Origin of the sequence: Rhodococcus sp. KB6 (assembly GCF_001445685.1) — a bacterium.
Taxonomy (GTDB): Bacteria; Actinomycetota; Actinomycetes; order Mycobacteriales; family Mycobacteriaceae; genus Rhodococcus_F; species Rhodococcus_F qingshengii.
Map to the genome: position 1 here is coordinate 105020 of NZ_LNAK01000102.1, position 20201 is coordinate 125220.

At 62.6% G+C, this 20201-nt stretch carries 17 protein-coding genes; 5 read left to right on the plus strand and 12 right to left on the minus strand.

What is annotated here, in order from left to right; all coding sequences use genetic code 11:
- The first annotated feature begins 28 nt into the window (after positions 1-28).
- A complete protein-coding gene (locus ASU23_RS14090) occupies positions 29-556 on the plus strand; it encodes a gamma carbonic anhydrase family protein (protein ID WP_003941993.1) in 528 nt (175 codons plus the stop codon).
- 40 nt (positions 557-596) lie between these two features.
- Here ASU23_RS14090 and ASU23_RS14095 read toward each other — a convergent pair whose 3' ends face one another.
- The 7 genes from ASU23_RS14095 to ASU23_RS14125 all read right to left on the minus strand — a co-directional run bounded on the left by ASU23_RS14095 (position 597) and on the right by ASU23_RS14125 (position 7096).
- On the minus strand, positions 597-1583 hold the full coding sequence (locus tag ASU23_RS14095; protein ID WP_058038176.1) for a pirin family protein: 987 nt from the start codon (positions 1581-1583) through the stop codon (positions 597-599).
- 20 nt (positions 1584-1603) lie between these two features.
- Positions 1604-2077 carry a MarR family transcriptional regulator gene (locus ASU23_RS14100; protein ID WP_058038137.1) on the minus strand — a complete coding sequence of 158 codons (474 nt, stop codon included), beginning with the start codon at positions 2075-2077 and terminating at the stop codon, positions 1604-1606.
- On the minus strand, positions 2064-3158 hold the full coding sequence (locus tag ASU23_RS14105; RefSeq protein WP_058038177.1) for an LLM class flavin-dependent oxidoreductase: 1095 nt from the start codon (positions 3156-3158) through the stop codon (positions 2064-2066). Before ASU23_RS14105 ends, ASU23_RS14100 begins: the two co-directional genes overlap by 14 nt.
- Positions 3159-3305: 147 nt before the next feature.
- Positions 3306-4838 carry a DHA2 family efflux MFS transporter permease subunit gene (locus ASU23_RS14110; RefSeq protein WP_003942006.1) on the minus strand — a complete coding sequence of 511 codons (1533 nt, stop codon included), beginning with the start codon at positions 4836-4838 and terminating at the stop codon, positions 3306-3308.
- A complete protein-coding gene (locus tag ASU23_RS14115) occupies positions 4835-5305 on the minus strand; it encodes a MarR family winged helix-turn-helix transcriptional regulator (RefSeq protein WP_003941890.1) in 471 nt (156 codons plus the stop codon). The genes ASU23_RS14110 and ASU23_RS14115 overlap by 4 nt, the downstream gene beginning before the upstream one ends.
- Before the next feature lie 89 nt (positions 5306-5394).
- Complete coding sequence (locus ASU23_RS14120; protein WP_058038138.1) at positions 5395-6360, minus strand: NADPH:quinone oxidoreductase family protein; 966 nt, start codon at positions 6358-6360, stop codon at positions 5395-5397.
- A gap of 79 nt (positions 6361-6439) precedes the next feature.
- Entirely contained in the window at positions 6440-7096 is a 657-nt protein-coding gene (locus ASU23_RS14125; RefSeq protein ID WP_003941871.1) for a TetR/AcrR family transcriptional regulator, read from the minus strand.
- A 65-nt stretch (positions 7097-7161) separates the two neighbouring features.
- Between ASU23_RS14125 and ASU23_RS14130 the strand changes: the two genes are divergently transcribed.
- Together ASU23_RS14130 and ASU23_RS14135 are read left to right on the plus strand one after the other, a co-directional pair.
- Entirely contained in the window at positions 7162-8151 is a 990-nt protein-coding gene (locus ASU23_RS14130) for an NAD(P)-dependent alcohol dehydrogenase (protein ID WP_007728421.1), read from the plus strand.
- Between the two features lie 44 nt (positions 8152-8195).
- Entirely contained in the window at positions 8196-8954 is a 759-nt protein-coding gene (locus tag ASU23_RS14135; protein WP_007728423.1) for an acyl-[acyl-carrier-protein] thioesterase, read from the plus strand.
- Here ASU23_RS14135 and ASU23_RS14140 read toward each other — a convergent pair.
- On the minus strand, positions 8951-9151 hold the full coding sequence (locus tag ASU23_RS14140; protein ID WP_003941897.1) for a hypothetical protein: 201 nt from the start codon (positions 9149-9151) through the stop codon (positions 8951-8953). The genes ASU23_RS14135 and ASU23_RS14140 overlap by 4 nt on opposite strands.
- 73 nt (positions 9152-9224) lie before the next feature.
- Between ASU23_RS14140 and ASU23_RS14145 the strand changes: the two genes are divergently transcribed.
- Complete coding sequence (locus ASU23_RS14145; RefSeq protein ID WP_007728426.1) at positions 9225-9722, plus strand: histidine phosphatase family protein; 498 nt, start codon at positions 9225-9227, stop codon at positions 9720-9722.
- Between the two features lie 13 nt (positions 9723-9735).
- On the opposite strand, the gene ASU23_RS14150 is transcribed toward ASU23_RS14145, so the two are convergent.
- Positions 9736-10743 (minus strand): LLM class flavin-dependent oxidoreductase, encoded by a 1008-nt coding sequence (locus ASU23_RS14150; RefSeq protein WP_058038139.1) that lies wholly within the window; start codon positions 10741-10743, stop codon positions 9736-9738.
- Between the two features lie 88 nt (positions 10744-10831).
- Between ASU23_RS14150 and ASU23_RS14155 the strand changes: the two genes are divergently transcribed.
- Positions 10832-11218, plus strand: a complete 387-nt coding sequence (locus tag ASU23_RS14155; RefSeq protein ID WP_003942070.1) for a glyoxalase superfamily protein — start codon at positions 10832-10834, stop codon at positions 11216-11218.
- A 71-nt stretch (positions 11219-11289) separates the two neighbouring features.
- Here ASU23_RS14155 and ASU23_RS14160 read toward each other — a convergent pair whose 3' ends face one another.
- The 3 genes from ASU23_RS14160 to ASU23_RS14170 all read right to left on the minus strand — a co-directional run bounded on the left by ASU23_RS14160 (position 11290) and on the right by ASU23_RS14170 (position 20195).
- Complete coding sequence (locus ASU23_RS14160) at positions 11290-15246, minus strand: DNA-directed RNA polymerase subunit beta' (RefSeq protein WP_003941914.1); 3957 nt, start codon at positions 15244-15246, stop codon at positions 11290-11292.
- Positions 15247-15363: 117 nt separating this feature from the next.
- Positions 15364-18870 (minus strand): DNA-directed RNA polymerase subunit beta, encoded by a 3507-nt coding sequence (gene rpoB, locus ASU23_RS14165; protein ID WP_003942068.1) that lies wholly within the window; start codon positions 18868-18870, stop codon positions 15364-15366.
- A 461-nt stretch (positions 18871-19331) separates the two neighbouring features.
- Positions 19332-20195 (minus strand): hypothetical protein, encoded by an 864-nt coding sequence (locus tag ASU23_RS14170; protein WP_058038140.1) that lies wholly within the window; start codon positions 20193-20195, stop codon positions 19332-19334.
- Positions 20196-20201: the final 6 nt, after the last annotated feature.

Sequence of the window (20201 nt, forward strand, 5' to 3'; positions counted from 1 at the left end):
GCACGTCATTCCAACGCACAGGAGAACCATGACCAACCCGATCATCGCCACCGTTCTCGGTAACACCCCGCAGATCGACGAAAGTGCGTTCATCGCACCCAACGCCACCGTTGTCGGCGCGGTGACCATCGCTGCGGGAGCCAGCATCTGGTACGGCGCGGTTATCCGCGGCGACGCAGAATCGATCTCCATCGGCGCTGACACCAACATTCAGGACAACTGCACCGTGCACGCCGACCCGACGTTCCCCGCAGTGCTGGGCGAACGAATCTCGGTCGGCCACAACGCAGTGCTGCACGGGTGCACCGTCGAAGACGACGTTCTCGTCGGCATGGGTGCCGTGGTGCTCAACGGCGCACACATCGGCTCGGGGTCACTGATTGCAGCCGGCGCCGTCGTGTCTCAGGGGATGCAAATCCCACCTGGATCACTGGTCGCCGGCGTGCCCGCCAAAGTCAAACGTGAACTCTCCGAAGGTGAAAAGGCCGGTATCACCGCCAACGGCGCCGGCTACATCATGCTCGCGAAGGCTCACCAGGACATCGAACAAGCCTGATCGAAACGACGCTCGCGGCCGGTAGCAGCAAGAGCAACGACTAGCCTCGGGGCCGCAACGTACTGTTCGGCAACTCGGGTGCCGGGAGCGCCGGACCGTCGTATCCCGGCACGACGCCGAAACGCCGGTCCGGGACGCTGCCGTCGAATCCGGAGGCAAGCTCGGCCTGCCACTTGCGTCGATACTCGACGATCTCTGCGTGTGTACGGCCCATGAAGTTCCACCACATGATGACCTGCTCGCCCAACGGTTTCCCGCCGAGAAGTAGCAGTCGAGCCGGTTCGGATCCCGGATTGCGCAAAGTCAGTTTTCCGAAACCCGGTGCTTGATAACCCAACTCGGCCCAGCCGACAGTGGTACCACGCAGAACAACCGATCCTTGATCGACGATCACGCCGTGCTCATGTGAACGATCGACATCGAGGGCGATCTCGGCCCCAGGATCGAGAATCACCTCGGCACCGAGTAATTCGGTGAAGGTAGACACCGGAGACGTTTCACCGGCGAGCGAACCGAGGAACACACTGAGCGTGACACCATCGGTGGTCACCGGCTCCGGTCGATAGTGAACGAACGCGGGTGCGGTATCGCGCGCCGCATCCGGCAGGGCCACCCACAACTGCATCCCGTGCAGAACCTTCGTATTCGGCGTCGACACCTCGGAGTGCGCGATCCCACTCCCGGCCGTCATCAGATTCAGTTCACCCGGCCGCACCATCGCATGGGAACCGATGCTGTCACGGTGCTCGATCTCTCCGGTGAACAGCCAACTCACCGTCTGCAAACCGGTATGCGGATGCGGCGGCACATGCATGCCCGGTCCTGAGCCGACGTCATCCGGACCGTAATGATCTGCAAAACACCATCCCCCGATCAGCGAACGCTCGCGTTGCGGGAGGGTGCGTCGCACTCGCATGGCCCGCGGGCCACCGAGCGGTACGTCGCGCGGGGTGAGGATCTGAATCTCGCTCTCCGCCGGATGGCCTTCGCATTCCTGCTCGACGGGCTGCGCTTCGAGGTTGCTCATATCGTCCATCCTGCCTCCAGTCATGACTGCGCGAGACGCAGACGCGTGCACAATTCGGCCAACAGTCGAAGTTCATCCGCGTCCAGGGCCGGTCCGACGTGGCGGCGGATGCTCGCCGCATGACGGCGACCCACTGATTTCTGCAGCACTGCACCCGTTTCGGTGAGTTGCACGATCGTCCCGCGGCGATCCTGTGGATCAACACTTCTCGTTACCAGACCTTCGCCCTCCAACCGTTCCACCAGGCGACTGAGCGAAGGCTGGCTCAGCAATATCTCCCGATTCAGGTCATGCAAGCGAAGGGAACTACTCGGCGCAAGACTCAGCGTGAACAGCACGTCGTACTCGCGCATCGACACCTGATCCCAGACGTCATCGGCAGAGAGCCGCCGCATCACCGACACCTGGGCGCGAAACAAGGCTTCCCAGGCGTCGGTGGCGAGTTCGGTGGTGCTGACCGGAACCTCAGGCGGTTGCTCGTCAGGCAGTGACACTGCTTGCCTCACGAGCCGCCTTCATCGACGCGTGAGTGGGCGGGTTGTCCGGCACATGTGCTGGCCGCCTGGCCGCGAACTCACGGCGCAGAACCGGAACAACTTCCTCACCGAGCAGATCGAGCTGCTCGAGCACCGTCTTCAGCGGCAGCCCGGCGTGATCCATCAGGAACAGCTGGCGCTGGTAGTCGCCGAAGAAATCGGCAAACGCCAACGTCTTCTCGATGACCTGCTCAGGGGAACCGACGGTCAGCGGCGTCTGCTCGGTGAACTCTTCGAGTGAGGGCCCGTGGCCGTACACCGGAGCATTGTCGAAATACGGACGGAATTCCTTGACCGCGTCCTGACCGTTCTTGCGCATGAAGACCTGACCACCGAGACCGACGATCGCCTGATCCGCGGACCCGTGGCCGTAGTGCTCGTAACGCCGGCGGTAAAGATTGATCAGCTCGATGTAGTGCTCTTTCGGCCAGAAGATGTTGTTCGCGAAGAATCCGTCGCCGTGATACGCCGCGATCTCCGCGATCTCGGGGCTGCGGATCGAGCCGTGCCACACGAACGGCGCGACGCCGTCCAGCGGGCGCGGTGTGGACGTGAATCCCTGGAGTGGAGTGCGGTACTCCCCTTGCCAGTTCACGACCTCCTCGTCCCAGAGCCGGCGAAGAAGTTGATAGTTCTCGAGCGCCAACGGGATACCGGCGCGAATGTCCTTGCCGAACCACGGGTACACAGGCGCGGTGTTTCCGCGACCCATCATCAGATCGACGCGCCCCTCGGCGAGGTGTTGAAGCATCGCGTAATCCTCGGCGATCTTCACCGGGTCATTGGTGGTGATCAGCGTCGTGGACGTGGAGAGCGTGATCTTCTCGGTCTGGGCCGCGATGTATCCGAGCATCGTGGTCGGAGATGACGGCACGAACGGCTTGTTGTGATGCTCGCCGGTCGCGAAGACGTCGAGACCGACTTCCTCGGCGTGCTTGGCGATGGTCGTCATGGCCTTGATGCGCTCGTGCTCTGTCGGGGTCGCCCCCGTCGTGGGATCAGTGGTGACGTCACCGACCGTGAAGATTCCGAACTGCATGGTTGCTCCTCCGCGAACTAGATCCATGCGTTTGCATGTAACTGATCAAACATTCAACCATCCAGCTGTATTCCACGGCAAAAAGGTGAGGGCGGCACACAAGATGTGTGCCGCCCTCACCTGGACGAACGATCTACCGAAAAGCGGTCAGTGCATAACGATCGGCGTTGCCGTCTCGCCCTCGGCCACCGGCCTGGTGGTCTTGCTCCGCGGCAGGAAGAACGCCGGGATGAGGGTCAGGACGATCAGCACAGTGGCAACGAGGAAGGTGTTACCGAAGGCATCCGACGCCGCACTGAGAATCGAATTCGCAGCAGACTCCTGCGGACTTCCCGGTTCGGTCGGAATGTGCGAGGCCGCACCGACCATCGTCGTGTCGAGGCCACGATCGAGAAGCTGGTTGGTCAAGACCACCGACATCACGGCGGTACCGATCGAACCTGCGGTCTGCTGAACGATGTTCATCAGGGTGGAGCCGCGAGCAATCTGCTCGTTGGAGAGCGTCACGATAGCTGCGGTCATCAGCGGCATCATGGTGCAACCCATACCGAGGCCCATGACGAACAAGGCACCCATCAGCAGCCACGTCGGGGAATCCGAGGCAACCTGTGTGAACACACCCAAACCGATGAGAATCAGCGGCAAACCGGTCAGGACGATCTTGCCCGGGCCGATCTTGTCGACCAGTCGACCAGCGATCGGCATGGTGACCATAGCGCCGAGACCCTGCGGAGCCATCAACAATCCGGCAGCGAGCGTGGTGTGACCGCCGACCTGGATGAAGTAGCTCGGGAACAGCAACCCGGCGCCCATGAAGGCGACGATGAACAGCGACGTCGTGATGACGGCGGTGGTCAACTGACGGTTCTTGAACAGGTGCAGGTCGATCAGCGGGTGATCCTTGTTGAGCGCGTGGAACACGAAGGCGATGATCAGCGCCAGACCGATACCGGCCGACACCAGAACCCGAGCGGACGCGACGGTTCCCACCTCAGGGATGGACGACACACCGAACAGGAACAGCGCCAGGCCGGGCGACAGCAGGATCATGCCGAGGAAGTCGAACGACTCCGAAGGCTTCGCCTTGTCGGACGGCAGAATGATGAATGCTGCTGCCAACGCGATGATGCCGATCGGCAGGTTGATCAGGAAGATCCAGTGCCAGCTCGCGGCCTCGATCAGCCAACCACCGAGGATCGGGCCACCGATGGGGCCGAGCAGCATCGGGATTCCGAGAACTGCCATGACGCGACCGACGCGGTCCGGACCGGCGGCCCGGGTCATGATGGTCATACCGAGCGGCATCAACATGCCGCCGCCGAGGCCCTGGAGCACACGGAAGCCGATGAGCGAGGTGATGTCCCACGCCATCGCACAGGCGACCGAACCGAGCACGAACAGCACCAGGGCCGTCATGTAGAGGCGCTTGGTGCCGAAACGATCGGCAGCCCAACCGGTAACCGGAATGACCGTCGCCAAAGCGAGGGTGTAGGCCGTCATCGTCCACGCGACGGTGGCGTACGAAGTTTCGAAGTCCTCGGCAAAGGTGGTGAGCGCGACGCTCACCACGGTTACGTCGAGAATCGACATGATGGCGCCGAGCACCACCACGGAAGCGATCTTGAGGACCGCCCCGTCAAGTTTGTCGGACGCCGGTGCCGGCGCGTTCGGCGATGTCATCGCGAAGTCTCCTGGTTAAGTGCTCGCAGATAGTCACCCGCGAGAATGGGCTTGAGAGCCTCGAACAAACGAATCCGCTCTGGCTCAGGAACACGCGACGCGAATTCGCGAAGCTGGCCGCGCTTGCACTCGATGTGGTTGGTCGTCACCTTACGACCGGCCTCCGACAAGGAAACCCGCTTGACGCGTCGGTCCCGCTCGTCTTCACGGCGATCGACCAGACCCATGTTCACGAGCTGATCGATGTTCCGCCCCGTAGCTGCCACCGAGAGCCGAAGCTCGTCGGCAACCTCGTTGATCGGGATCGCCGCATCACGTTGTGCAAGTACGAACAGCACACGCACCTGAGAGAACGAGAGATCCAGTTCGATCAACGCATCGATCGACTCCGAATCACCGGCGCTCATCAGGCGAGTGAACAACTCGTCGAGTGCTCCATACAGGTCATCAGAATCGGAAGCGATCACCTGGCAAATGGTAGTGCGGTTGCAACTATTGCCCAAATGAAAACATGTTGCAACTTATTATTTGGTGACCACCATCACGTTGCGAAGAATCATTCCTGCAGCAAAATGGCCTTTCCGAGAACTTTGCCGCTTTCGAGATCAGCCAGGGCAACTGCTGCGTCGGCAAGCGGATACCGTGCCTTGACCAGCGGACGCAAGCCGTTTCGGACGTGTTCTACCAGCGATGCGTGTACCTCGGCTACCGCCTCGGGATTGGTACGCGTGAACTCACCCCATGCCGCGCCGACAATGCTGATATTGCGAAACAGCACCCGGTTCACCTTTACCTCGGGAATACCGCCGCCGGCGAATCCGATCACCACGAGTCGTCCTTCGGGTGCCAGAACCCGGACCGCGTCGTCGAACGCATCGCCGCCCACCGGATCCACCACGATCTGAGCGCCGACGCCGTCGGTCAGTTCCCGAATCCGCTCTCCCCATCCCGGAGCCAGCGCGACCACCTCGTCGGCACCGAGCTCACGCAAGAAGTCATCGACGCCCTCGCGTCGTACCACGGCGATCACCCGGGCACTGTGCGCCTTGGCCAGCTGGATGGTTGCCGTTCCGACTCCGCCTGCAGCGCCGAGCACGACGACAGTCTCCCCCGCGACGATCTTCGCGCGACGAGCGAGCGCGAACTCCATCGTCTGATAGTTGATGATCAGCGAGGCCGCCTCGTCGAAGGCGAGTCCGTCCGGAATTCGGAGTACCTGCGCCGGGTTGACGGCAATCCGCTCTGCATACCCACCCAGATACGCGGCCGCGAGAACACGATCGCCCGGAGCGAAACCCGACCCTTCCGGCGCGGAGACCACGACGCCCGAGATCTCCGCGCCGGGAATGAACGGCGGTTCCGGGCGGATCTGATACTTGCCGTAGGTGATGAGCAGGTCCGGAAAGCAGACGCCACTTGCCTTCACATCGATGAGAACAAGACCTTCGGCTGCGGGCTCGGGAACCTCCTGCGCGACAATTCCTTCGGGACCGGACAGTTCCGTAACCACCATGGCGCGCACAGAAAGCTCCTCTTCGGGACATCTGAAGTCTGGACCGGTAACCCGGTTTTCTCGACTTTAACCCGGTACTCACGTCAGATCATCGTTCGCTCCCGATGTGCAGACGTTCGAGTCCGTCGAGAATCAGATCGAGACCGAAAGCGAATTCGGCGGCGTAGCTGTATCCCGGAGCAAGGACGTGCTCGGTGGTCAACTCGGCCAGGTGCGGATACTGACCGCTCTCGAACGAGCCCATGATCGCCTTCGCCAGTTCCGTCGTTTCCTGCGCTGTTTCGAACGGCAAGCTCACTTCTTGCAGCACGAAGCCGTAGATGTACGCATCCATGATCGAAAAGGCATGCGCAGCAAGGGCGACGGGAAAGTCGGCGGCGCGTAGCGTTCCGATGACGGCATCGTGGTGGCGCAGGGTCGCGGGACCAGGCGTCGTTCGGGACTCCATCAACGGAGTTGCCCACGGGTGCCTCCCCAACACTTCCCTTGTCGATACCGCTCGCACGTGAAGTTCCGTGCGCCACGGGCGTCCCGGCGTCGGCAGATCGATCTCCGCGAAGACCGCATCGACCATTCCGTCGAGCAGATCCCCCTTGTCCGAAACATGGTTGTACAGAGACATCGCTTCGACGCCCAGTTCGGTGCCCAACTTCCGCATGGTCATCGAATCGATTCCGACGGAATCGGCAAGCGCGACAGCAGCGTGTACGACGTCGTCTCGGGTCAATCTTGCGCGCTTCTCCACGTTGACAGAACTTACACCGTAAGTGCAATACTTACGCTGTAAGTATTCGACGAACGGAGACTCGCATGCCGAAGGAACTGATGACCGCCGTCGTACAGGATCGCTACGGCGAGGCCGACGTTCTCTACGTCGACCACATTCCGCGCCCCACTGTCGCCGACAACGAAGTGCTGATACGCGTCGAGGCCGCGTCCGTCGACCGCGGGGCATGGCATCTCATGGCCGGACTGCCATATCCGTTGCGCCTCGCGGGTTTCGGGCTGCGCAGACCTAGGAACCGGGTACGCGGACTGGACGTATCCGGCCGAGTCGAGGCCGTCGGCAGTTCGGTGACCCGCGTGGCAGTCGGCCAGGAGGTATACGGGATCGCGGTCGGTTCGTTCGCGGAGTACGCACGCGCACTCGAGACGAAGATTGCCGCAAAACCTGCCCGGTTGTCGTTCGCACAAGCAGCAGCGGTGCCGGTCTCCGCCCTCACAGCGTTGCAAGCCGTGCGCGACCACGGCCGCGTGCAGGCGGGCCAATCCGTCCTCGTACTCGGCGCATCCGGTGGCGTCGGGATCTACGCGGTGCAGGTGGCAAAAGCCATGGGCGCTCACGTCACCGGCGTGTGCAGCACCTCGAAAACCGATACCGTCCGCTCCATCGGTGCCGACGAGGTTCTCGACTACCGCGTCGACGACGCCACCGACGGATCGCATCGGTACGACGTCATCATCGACACCGGCGGCAACCGCCGACTGCGAGATCTTCGACGGGCGCTCACACGCACCGGAACGCTGGTGATCGTCGGCGGCGAGAACGGCGGACGGTGGCTCGGCGGAACCGATCGCCAAATACGCGCACAGTGCTTGTCTCCGTTCATATCTCAGAAAATGGGCACCTTCATCGCTTCGGAGAACGCCGACGATCTGGAGGTCCTGACGCAGATGATCGACGCAGGTGACATCACCCCGGTGATCGACTCCGTTCATCCCCTTGCCGACACCGCCGTCGCCGTGGCACGAATGGTCGACGGCTCCGGCTGCGGAAAGCAGATAATCGCCACTCGCTGAAAAGCCTGACAGAATCGGCTCACTCCAGCGAACAGGAATCTCACGTGAACCCAGATCTCACGCTCGCGCAACAGCCGGACCGAGGACCGATCTTCGTCAAGTCCCGCCCGGTCCGCACCGGCGACATCGACGTCGCCAAGCAGGTCAGGCTCGACGCCGTCGCCCGCTACCTGCAGGACATCGGCAACGACAACATCGAGGCCGCGGGAGCCATCGACACCCATCCGCTCTGGATAGTGCGTCGTACGGTCGTCGACGTCGTACGCCCGGCGATCTGGCCGGAAGAGTTGACGATGACTCGCTGGTGCTCCGGCTTCTCCACGAGATGGGCGAACATGCGTGTGCGCTTCGACGGCAGCAACGGCGCGCTGATGGAAACCGAAGGCTTCTGGATCAACATCAGCGCCGAGTCGGGCATGCCCACGCGGATGAGCGACGACTTCATGCGGCCACTGGAGGAATCCACCGACGAGCATCGCCTGAAGTGGAAGCGGGTACTCGCCGAGAACGCACCGGAGGCGGACGACGCCGGTGTTCTGGACACGCCGTTCGCTCTGCGCGCCACGGATATCGACCCGTTCGACCACGTCAACAACGCCGTCTACTGGCAGGCAGTCGAAGAGGTCCTCAGCGCTCGCACCGAACTACGGACAGTTCCGCATCGAGCACTGATCGAGTACCTCTCCCCCATCGTCTCCAGCGACGACGTCGTCCTGCGCAGCCGCGTCGACGACAAGACCGTCACGGTCTGGTTCCTGGTCGGCGAAGCGCTCCGCGCAGTTGCGCAGGTGAGCGCCCTCTAACGCAGTTTCTGGGTCGCGACAGCCGCGACACCGAACACCAACGCAAGAAGAATCGCGGCCCAGAAACCGAAGAGCCACCACACCACGCCGAACACGACCACTGCCGGGGCAACGGTGATGAAAGCGATGGTGGGGCTTTCGCGTACCACCTCGAGTGCAGTTCGGGCATTAGTTCGATCGAGCTTCTTACCGGCCATCGAAAACCTCCTTCAAGGTCCTGACCATCCAGAGTAACCGGACTGACGGGCACAAAGCGGATACCGTGAACGCATGGCCGACCACCGCACCCTCGTCCTCATGCGACACGGCAAGTCCAGCTACCCCGAGGGCATCCGTGATCACGAGCGTCCGCTCGCCGAACGGGGCCTGCGCGAGGCCCGCATCGGCGGCGAATGGATCCGTGAAAACGTCCCGCCCGTCGACGCCGTTCTGTGCTCCACCTCCCGGCGGACCGTCGAAACCCTTGCCTCGACGGGAATCGAAGCTCCCGCCGGGTTCGAGAAGTCCATCTACGGCGGCTCACCCGCAGACGTCATTGCAGCTGCGCGAACCACGTCCGACCACGTCAAGACGCTCCTGATCGTCGGACACGAACCCGGAATTCCCTGGACTGCACTCGATCTCGCATCGAACGAAAACTCCGAAGCGGCCCAACGTATCCGCGACAAGTTCCCGACTTCGGCGATCGCCGTCCTCTCCGTACCGGTGCCGTGGACCGAACTCGACGACTCCGTCGCCACTCTGCTCGAGTTTCACGTGCCTCGTTAGATCAACCACACTGCTAAACCACCTCACGCAGTAGGCGGTCCGAAAGTGCAAGCGCGTCACGGTCGTACGTCGACGTGGACGCCAGCAATTCGTCGGCACCGGTTCGCTCGGCCAGATCGTGAAGCTGCTGCTTCACCTCGACGGGCGTCCCGTGCAGCGCCGAAGCCGTGAACGACTCGATGCGCCTGGCGTTTCGATCACTGCGCGGGGCGCGCCTGATCTCGTCCGGCGACACGAGCGGCGGAAACTCCCCTGTCCGTGACGATTCTGCGAGCGCGTACGCCTCCGGGATCAGCAACTCACGGGCCGCCTCGGTGGTATCGGCAACCGCCACCTCGAGGGAAACCACCACATAGGGTTCGGGGTGTGTGTCGGTGGGCTGGAAAGCTCGGCGGTACTCGTCCAACGCATCCACCCGATCGGTGCTACCGATTCCCAGTATCGGCCCACCCACGACCACCGGAAGCCCCAGCTGCGCTGCCACTTTCAGACCTGTGCGCGTCGCCAGCACGAAGATCGGCACCCCAGTCTGCGACGCCGGCCGTGCCGTCACTGCGGCGGATCCGTCCAGGTAACGCCTCACCTCGTCCAGGTCCGACACAAACGTGTCCGGAGCGTCCTTGCCACGTCGTAGTGCCTGACGAACAGGCTCCGTGAATCCCAGCGATCGGCCGAGGCCGAGATCGATTCGCCCCGGGTAGAGAGCCTCCAGCATCAGGAACTGCTCGGCGACGATCAGCGGTTGGTGATTCGGCAGCATGACTCCACCGCTGCCGAGTCTGATATCGCGCGTATGCGCGCCGATCGCGGCAAGCAGTACTGCCGGCGACCCGCTCCCGATCCCGGGCACCGCGTGATGCTCGGCGACCCAGAACCGGTGGTAGCCGAGAGCGTCGGCGTGCGCGGCACGTTCGACGGAATGCGTCAGAGCTGCGGAGTCGGGGTATCCGCTCCTGGTTCGGGATCGGTCGAGCAGTGAGAGAAGCACCCTCGGAGCAACAAGGAATTCGGAAAGTTTCATCCGGACGCCGAACGAGGACCGTTTCTGACCGCAATACCCGCAACACTGGACCTGTCGCCGGAATTCACCATCACATGAAGGGCACGTCATGGACATCAAGCTCGAACTGGTCGCCATTCCCGTCACCGACATCGACCGCGCCAAGGACTTCTACGTCCGCCTCGGATTCAATGCCGACCACGATCACACGGTCAGCGAAGACCTGCGATTCGTCCAGCTGACCCCTCCCGGTTCGGCCTGCTCGATCTGCATCGGCAAGGGAATCACCGACGCCGAGCCCGGCTCGGTCGTCGGCATGCAGGTAGTGGTCAAGGACATCGAAGAGGCCGAGCGCGAGTTCAAGAGCCGCGGCATCGACATCAGCCCGATCGACGACCAGGCCTGGGGGCGGTTCATCTACTTCGCCGACCCCGACGGGAACAAGTGGGCCGTCCAGGAGATCGTCATCCCGGACCTCAGCGGCAGCAACTCCTGAAAACGTCCCACTCCTGACATGAAAAATCCCCCCACCTCTTTCGAAGTGGGGGGATTTCTACGAACTAACGCTTAGCGGTAGTCGTTGCTGAAGCCGTAGTCGTCCAGCGGAACTGCAGCACCGGTGTTCTGGCCGAAGCCGTCCGGGCTGTAGTACTGGTCGTCGTACGACGGCACTGCGTAAGCAGCGGCGCGTGCCTCTTCGGTGGGCTGAACCTGGATGTTGCGGTAACGGTTGATACCGGTACCGGCAGGGATCAGCTTGCCGATGATGACATTTTCCTTCAGACCGATCAGCTTGTCCGAGCGGCAGTTGATAGCCGCGTCGGTCAAGACACGAGTGGTCTCCTGGAACGATGCCGCGGACAGCCACGAATCCGTCGCGAGCGACGCCTTCGTGATACCCATGAGCACCGGACGGCCGGCTGCGGGCTCGCCACCCTCGGCGACAACGCGGCGGTTTGCCGACTCGAACTCGGCGCGCTCGGTGAGCGAACCGGGCAGGAACTCGGTGGCACCGGAATCGATGATCGTCACGCGACGAAGCATCTGGCGCACGATGACCTCGATGTGCTTGTCGTGGATCGACACACCCTGGCTCCGGTACACCTCCTGGACCTCGTTGACCAAGTGGATCTGAACCTGACGCGGACCCATGACTCGCAGGACCTCGTGGGGATCGGCAGCACCTTCCATGAGCTGCTGTCCGACCTCGACGTGGTCACCGTCAGCCAAGAGGCTTTCGCGACCGTCGGCGTGCTTGAAGACACGCAGACGCTGACGCTTGCTGAGCTTGTCGTAGACAACCTCTTCGCCGCCGTCGTCCGGAACGATGGTGATCTTGTAGAAACGATCGCCGTCTTCGAGCTGTACCCGACCGGTGACGTCCGCGATAGGAGCCTTGCCCTTGGGCACACGTGCCTCGAACAGCTCCTGGACACGCGGCAGACCGCCGGTGATGTCATCTCCTGCGACACCACCCTGGTGGAAGGTACGCATGGTCAGCTGGGTACCGGGCTCACCGATCGACTGTGCGGCGACGATACCGACAGCCTCACCGATGTCGACCAGCTTGCCGGTGGCCATCGAGCGGCCGTAGCAAGTGGCGCAAACGCCGGTGCCGGTGGTGCAGGTCAGGACCGAGCGGACCTTGACCGTCGTGATGCCGGCTTCGAGCAGAGCATCGATCGCGGGGTCACCGAGATCGTGGCCACGCTCGACGATGACGGTGCCGTTCGCGTCGACTGCATCGGCCGCCAAGGTACGGGCGTACGTGCTGGTCTCCACGTGAGCATCGCGGATCATCGTGCCGTCGGCCTGCTTCTCGGCGATCGTGGTGACGATGCCGCGCTCTGTTCCACAGTCGACCTCGCGGACGATGACGTCCTGCGAAACGTCCACCAGACGACGGGTCAGGTAACCCGAGTCGGCGGTGCGGAGTGCGGTATCGGCCAGACCCTTACGAGCACCGTGCGTGTTGATGAAGTACTCGAGAACGGTCAGGCCTTCCTTGAAGGAAGACTTGATCGGACGCGGGATGAACTCACCCTTCGGGTTTGTCACCAGGCCCTTCATACCGGCGAGCGAGCGAACCTGAGTCATGTTGCCGGCTGCGCCGGACTTCACGATCATCGGGATCGGGTTGCTGTCGGGGAAGTGAGCCTCCATGGCCTTGCCGACCTTGTCGGTCGCTTCCTGCCAAATGGTGACCAGAGCGCTGTTGCGCTCCTTCTTGTCCAGAGCACCACGCTGGTACTGCTTCTCGATCTTGTCGGCCTGAGCCTCGAAGTCCTCGATGATGGCAGGCTTCTCCGGCGGCACGAGCACGTCGGAGATCGAGACCGTGACACCCGAACGGGTGGCCCAGTAGAACCCGACGTCCTTGAGCTTGTCGACGGTCTGAGCAACCACGATCATCGGGTACCGCTCGGCGAGATCGTTGATGATCGTCGCCTGGCGCTTCTTCGGCATCTGCTCGTTGACGAACGGGTAGTCCGCCGGAAGCAGCTCGTTGAAGAGCACACGGCCGAGTGTCGTGGTGGCGGTCCAGCCGTCACCGTAGTTCCAGCCCTCGGGGAACAGTTCGTTCTCGAGGTCGCGCGGCGGACGCTGCTGCGTCAGACGCACCTTGATCTGAGCCTGAACCGAGAGCGCGCCGCGGTCGACTGCCATCTGAGCCTCGGCGGGCGAGGAGTACACGCCCTGCTCTGCCTCGTCGTTGGTCGGAGCAACGAGCTCACCGGTGACACCCTCGTCGAGACGGGTCAGGTGGAACAGACCCGTGACCATGTCCAGACGCGGCATGGCGAGCGGGCGACCCGAAGCAGGCGAGAGGATGTTGTTCGAGGACAGCATCAGGATGCGTGCCTCGGCCTGTGCCTCTGCCGACAGCGGGAGGTGAACAGCCATCTGGTCACCGTCGAAGTCGGCGTTGAAGGCCTCACACACCAGCGGGTGGAGCTGAATGGCCTTGCCCTCGACGAGCTGCGGCTCGAATGCCTGGATACCCAGACGGTGCAGCGTAGGTGCACGGTTGAGCAGCACGGGGTGCTCGGCGATGACCTCTTCGAGGACGTCCCACACCTGGACGCGCTTGCGCTCGACCATGCGCTTTGCCGACTTGATGTTCTGCGCGTGGTTCAGATCGACCAGACGCTTCATCACGAACGGCTTGAACAGCTCGAGAGCCATCAGCTTGGGCAGACCACACTGGTGCAGCTTGAGCTGAGGACCGACGACGATGACGGAACGACCCGAGTAGTCGACGCGCTTACCGAGCAGGTTCTGACGGAAGCGACCCTGCTTGCCCTTGAGCAGATCGCTCAGGGACTTCAGCGGGCGGTTACCCGGTCCGGTGACCGGACGTCCACGACGACCGTTGTCGAACAGGGCGTCGACCGACTCCTGCAGCATCCGCTTCTCGTTGTTGACGATGATCTCGGGAGCACCGAGGTCGATCAGTCGCTTGAGGCGGTTGTTGCGGTTGATGACGCGGCGGTACAGGTCGTTGAGGTCGGACGTCGCGAAACGTCCACCGTCGAGCTGAACCATCGGGCGAAGCTCCGGCGGGATCACCGGAACAGCGTTGAGGACCATGCCCATCGGCGAGTTGCCGTTGGTCTGGAATGCCGCAACCACCTTGAGGCGCTTGAGTGCACGCAGCTTCTTCTGGCCCTTGCCGCTGCGGATGGTCTCGCGGAGAGACTCTGCCTCGGCGTCGAGGTCGAAGTTCTGCATCAGGATCTGGATGGACTCTGCGCCCATCGCACCCGTGAAGTACTCGCCGTAACGGTCGACCAGCTCGCGGTACAGGAGCTCGTCGATGATGAGCTGCTTGACGCTCAGCTTGGTGAAGGTGGTCCAGATCTCGTCGAGACGATCCAGCTCACGCTGCGCGCGGTCACGGAGCTGACGCATTTCGCGCTCGCCGCCGTCCTTGACCTTGCGGCGGACATCGGACTTCGCGCCCTCTGCCTCGAGCTCGGCGATGTCGGCTTCGAGCTTCTGCGCACGTGCCTCGAGATCGGCGTCGCGCTGATCTGCGACGGTCTTCTTTTCGACCTGCATCTCGGCTTCGAGGGTGGACAGCTCGTTGTGACGGAGCTCCTCGTCGACACCGACGATGACGTAGGCAGCGAAGTAGATGATCTTTTCGAGATCCTTCGGAGCCAGGTCGAGCAGGTAACCGAGACGGCTCGGAACACCCTTGAAGTACCAGATGTGCGTGACCGGTGCGGCCAGTTCGATGTGACCCATGCGCTCACGACGAACCTTGGCGCGAGTGACCTCGACGCCACAGCGCTCACAGATGATGCCCTTGAAGCGGACACGCTTGTACTTACCGCAGTAGCACTCCCAGTCCCGAGTGGGGCCGAAGATCTTCTCGCAGAAGAGGCCGTCCTTCTCGGGCTTGAGCGTGCGGTAGTTGATGGTCTCCGGCTTCTTGACCTCGCCGTAGGACCAATTGCGGATGTCCTCTGCACTGGCCAAGCCAATGCGGAGTTCATCGAAGAAGTTGACGTCGAGCACGTAACTTCCTTTCCCCGTTGGGGTTACGGTTGCCGGTCACCCGGCAACCTGACTGCCAATTCAAATGTGAACTACGCCCCCGGGCCGCTCTTTCAAGAGCAACCCGGGGACCGAAACCTAGTTCGCGAGGTCGTCGACCGTCGCAGCTTCGTTCCTGGACAGGTTGATGCCCAGGTTCGCTGCGGCCCGCTCCAAGTCCTCGTCGTCGCCGTCCGCCATCGTGATGGCCGCGCCGTCCGAGGACAGCACCTCCACGTTGAGGCAGAGCGACTGGAGCTCCTTGAGGAGCACCTTGAACGACTCGGGGATGCCGGGTTCGGGGATGTTCTCGCCCTTGACGATGGCTTCGTACACCTTGACTCGACCGACCACGTCGTCCGACTTGATGGTCAGCAGTTCCTGCAGCGTGTAAGCCGCGCCGTAGGCCTGCATCGCCCAGCACTCCATCTCACCGAAGCGCTGGCCACCGAACTGGGCCTTACCACCGAGAGGCTGCTGCGTGATCATCGAGTACGGACCGGTCGAACGAGCGTGGATCTTGTCGTCGACCAAGTGGTGCAGCTTGATGATGTACATGTAACCGACCGAGACCGGGTACGGGAACGGCTCGCCGGAGCGGCCGTCGAACAAGGTGGCCTTTCCGTCGGGTCCGACCATCTGCTCGCCGTCACGGTTCGGCAGCGTCGCGCCGAGGAGACCGGTGAGCTCGTCTTCCTTCGCACCGTCGAACACCGGGGTGGCGATGTTCGAGTCGGCCGGAGCGGACAGCATCTCTTCCGGCAGGGTCGCAGCCCAGTCGGGACGAGAGCCGTCGGACGCGATCTGAACGTTCCACCCGGTCTTGCCGATCCACCCGAGGTGGGTCTCCAAGACCTGACCGATGTTCATACGACGCGGGACGCCGTGCGTGTTCAAGATGATGTCGACAGGCGTGCCGTCCGAGAGGAACGGCATGTCTTCCTGCGGCAGGATCTTGCCGATGACGCCCTTGTTACCGTGGCGGCCGGCGAGCTTGTCGCCGTCCTGGATCTTGCGCTTCTGTGCCACGTAGACGCGGACCAGCTCGTTGACACCGGGAGGCAGATCGTCGTCTTCGTCACGCGAGAACACGCGGATTCCGATGACCTTGCCGGTCTCACCGTGAGGAACCTTGAGGGACGTGTCACGAACCTCGCGAGCCTTCTCACCGAAGATGGCGCGAAGGAGGCGCTCTTCGGGGGTCAGCTCGGTCTCGCCCTTCGGCGTGACCTTTCCGACCAGCACGTCGCCGTCACGAACCTCGGCACCGATACGGATGATGCCGCGCTCGTCGAGGTCGGCGAGGACCTCGTCGGAGACGTTCGGGATGTCGCGAGTGATTTCCTCGGCACCGAGCTTGGTGTCGCGGGCATCGATCTCGTGCTCCTCGATGTGAATCGAGGTCAGGACGTCCTCTTCCACGAGACGCTGCGACAGAATGATCGCGTCCTCGTAGTTGTGGCCTTCCCACGGCATGATCGCGACGAGCAAGTTCTTGCCCAGCGCCATCTCACCGTTCTCGGTGCAAGGGCCGTCGGCCAGAACCTGGCCGGCCTCGACACGCTGTCCCTCGTCCACGATCGGACGCTGGTTGGCGCACGTGCCCTGGTTGGAACGCGCGAACTTGCGCATCCGGTACGTCTTGCGGCTTCCGTCGTCAGCCATCACCGTGACGTAGTCCGCGGAGATCTCCTCCACGACACCGGTCTTCTCGGTGATGATGACGTCGCCGGCATCCACAGCTGCACGCAGCTCCATGCCGGTACCAACGAGAGGTGCCTCGCTGCGAACCAGCGGGACAGCCTGACGCTGCATGTTCGCGCCCATCAGGGCACGGTTTGCATCGTCGTGCTCGAGGAACGGAATCATCGCGGTTGCGACGGACACCATCTGACGCGGCGAAACGTCCATGTAGTCGATATCCGAGGACGCGACGAACTCGACCTCGCCACCCTTACGGCGGACGAGAATCTTCGAGTCGGTGAAGCGACCCTCGCGGTCGATGGCCGAGTTGGCCTGCGCGACCACGTGGCGGTCTTCTTCGTCAGCGGTCAGGTAGTCGACCTCGTCGGTCACCTGTCCGTCGACGACGCGACGGTACGGGGTCTCGATGAAACCGAACGGGTTGACGCGGGCGTAGACCGACAGCGAACCGATCAGGCCGATGTTCGGGCCTTCCGGGGTCTCGATCGGGCACATGCGGCCGTAGTGCGACGGGTGAACGTCGCGTACCTCGAGGCCGGCGCGCTCACGGGACAGACCACCCGGGCCGAGGGCGGACAGACGACGCTTGTGCGTCAGCCCCGACAGCGGGTTGTTCTGGTCCATGAACTGCGACAGCTGGGAGGTTCCGAAGAACTCCCTGATCGCAGCGACGACGGGACGGATGTTGATCAGCGTCTGAGGCGTGATTGCCTCGACGTCCTGTGTGGTCATGCGCTCACGAACCACACGCTCCATGCGGGACAGGCCCACGCGGATCTGGTTCTGGATGAGCTCGCCGACGGTACGCAGACGACGGTTGCCGAAGTGGTCGATGTCGTCGACCTCGACGGGAACCTCGACGCCGCCCGGAGCCGTCATCGAGGTGTCACCTGCGTGCAGACGCACGAGGTACTCGACGGTGGCGACGATGTCTTCTTCGGTGAGCGTGGATGCAACGATCGGCTGACCCGCGTTCAGGCCGAGCTTCTTGTTGATCTTGTAACGACCCACGCGAGCGAGGTCGTAGCGCTTGTCCTTGAAGAACAGGTTCTCCAGCAGGGTCTGCGCGCTCTCCTTGGTGGGGGGCTCGCCCGGACGCAGCTTGCGGTAGATGTCGAGCAACGCCTCATCGGTGCCGGCGGTGTTGTCCTTCTCCAGCGTGGCCATGAGGATCTCGGAGAAGCCGAAGCGCTCCGTGATCTGCTCGGTGGTCCAGCCGAGTGCCTTGAGCAGGACGGTGACAGGCTGACGACGCTTGCGGTCGATACGGACACCAACGGTGTCGCGCTTGTCGACGTCGAACTCGAGCCATGCGCCGCGACCCGGGATCACCTTGACGCTGTGCAGATCCTTCTCGGTGCTCTTGTCGACGCTCATGTCGAAGTACACACCGGGGGAACGCACGAGCTGCGAGACGACCACACGCTCGGTGCCGTTGATGATGAAGGTGCCCTTGTCGGTCATCATCGGGAAATCTCCCATGAAGACCGTCTGGCTCTTGATCTCACCAGTGTTGTTGTTGATGAACTCCGCGGTGACGAACAACGGCGCCGCGTAGGTCATGTCCTTGTCTTTGCACTCGTCCGTCGAGGCCTTGACCTCGTCGAATCGAGGGTCGGAGAAGGACAGCGACATAGTGCCGTTGAAATCCTCGATCGGAGAAAGCTCCGCGAGGATGTCCTCGAGACCACCGGACACTGCATTGTCGCCGAGTGCCGCTGCTCGTTCACGCCAACTCTGCGCGCCGATCAGCCACTCGAACGAATCTGTCTGTACGTCAAGAAGCCCGGGAACTTCGAGGGGTTCGCGAACTTTCGCGAACGAAACCCTCTTCGGGGCTCCGGGGATTCCGGAAACTGCCTTGGTCTGGCTAGAGACTGCCAAGATGCGTCCTTCCAGCACCTCACGCGGGCCGCTCCGTGCTGTTGCGACCGCCGCTGTATCTGCTTCGAATTTCGCTGGTTACAACCCGAACGAAACCCGTCGCAGAAAGCAAGAAGTACTTGACTTCGCAGCGGTTGAGACGAGGGGTGGACAGGAGGCAGCCAGCGCAACGTCCAAAAGTACACCCTTACTCTGGAAATGTCGAGTCGGGTGTAACTGAGGGTCGAATTCAGATACTGACGTGAGACTGCCGATCACTCGTCCGTGCATGTTCACCGATCAGAGTGGACCTTGCGGACCGCTCCGTCAAGGGCGAGAGCGCGTGTCGCAGCATTCGAACATTCGTGACGCGCATTCGAACACTGCCACCGGGAGTGTAGCCAGCAACGGCGTCACATACGAAAAATCTGGACCGACATCGTGCGTCGATCCAGATCTTCGCGCTGGTGCGCAGGTGCTACTGGTCGCGAATCTCCGAGCTACTGGTCGCGAATCTCCGAGATCAGCCAGTTTCCGTCCTGCTTCTCCAGACTCACGATGACCATTCCGGAGCGAGAGTCTGCCGCCACGCCGTTCTGCGTCGAGCTGACGTTCAGTTGGGCGAGCAACTGCGCCCGGTCCTTCTCGAGCCGTGTGATCCCGATCAGCGGGACATCAGCGGTCGTTGCCGTCTGGGTTTGTTCGACGCCGGCCTTCTGCGTGTCCTTGTACTGCGTCAGCTGATCGCGCATCGACTGGTTCAGGCCCTGGACACCCTTGTCGAAATCGGCGTCGAAGGTGTCGGGAGAAAACGTGAAGACTGCAGCCAACGCCGACGGCGTCACACGAAGAACTTCAGCCGTGGCGCCTTCGTCCACCCAGGCGATGTCGTCCGTCTTCGCGCCGACTTTGAAGAAGGCGATGCCGGCGAGGATCGCGACGATGACCGCTGCGGCCCCCAGGATCGCGACCAGGCGCCAACCGGCCTTGGATTGTGTAGGTGTTGTCGCCGACTCCCCCGCGCCCGTCTCCGGGGTAGCAGGGGCCTTGGGCTCGTCTGCGACGGTTTTCGCCGGTTTGGTCAGATCGGGGCCCGGTGTGGATTCCGGAGCGTCGGTTTCCGTCTTCGGCGGCTCGATGTCTCCGGACTCTGCCTTCGTGAGCGTCGGCTTCGCAACCTCCTGCTTCGCAACCTCCGGCTTCACAGCCTCCTGTGTTTCCTCTTCCGGCTGTTCGATCGTGGGCTCGACCGGATCCGAATCGGACGTCCCCGCGGGGACGTTGAGCGAGCGAGCGCTTCCGGCGATCTTCGGCCGACGGTTCTGCGGGGAGGACGGTCCGCCGGTACGACGTTTGGGTGGCATTACGCG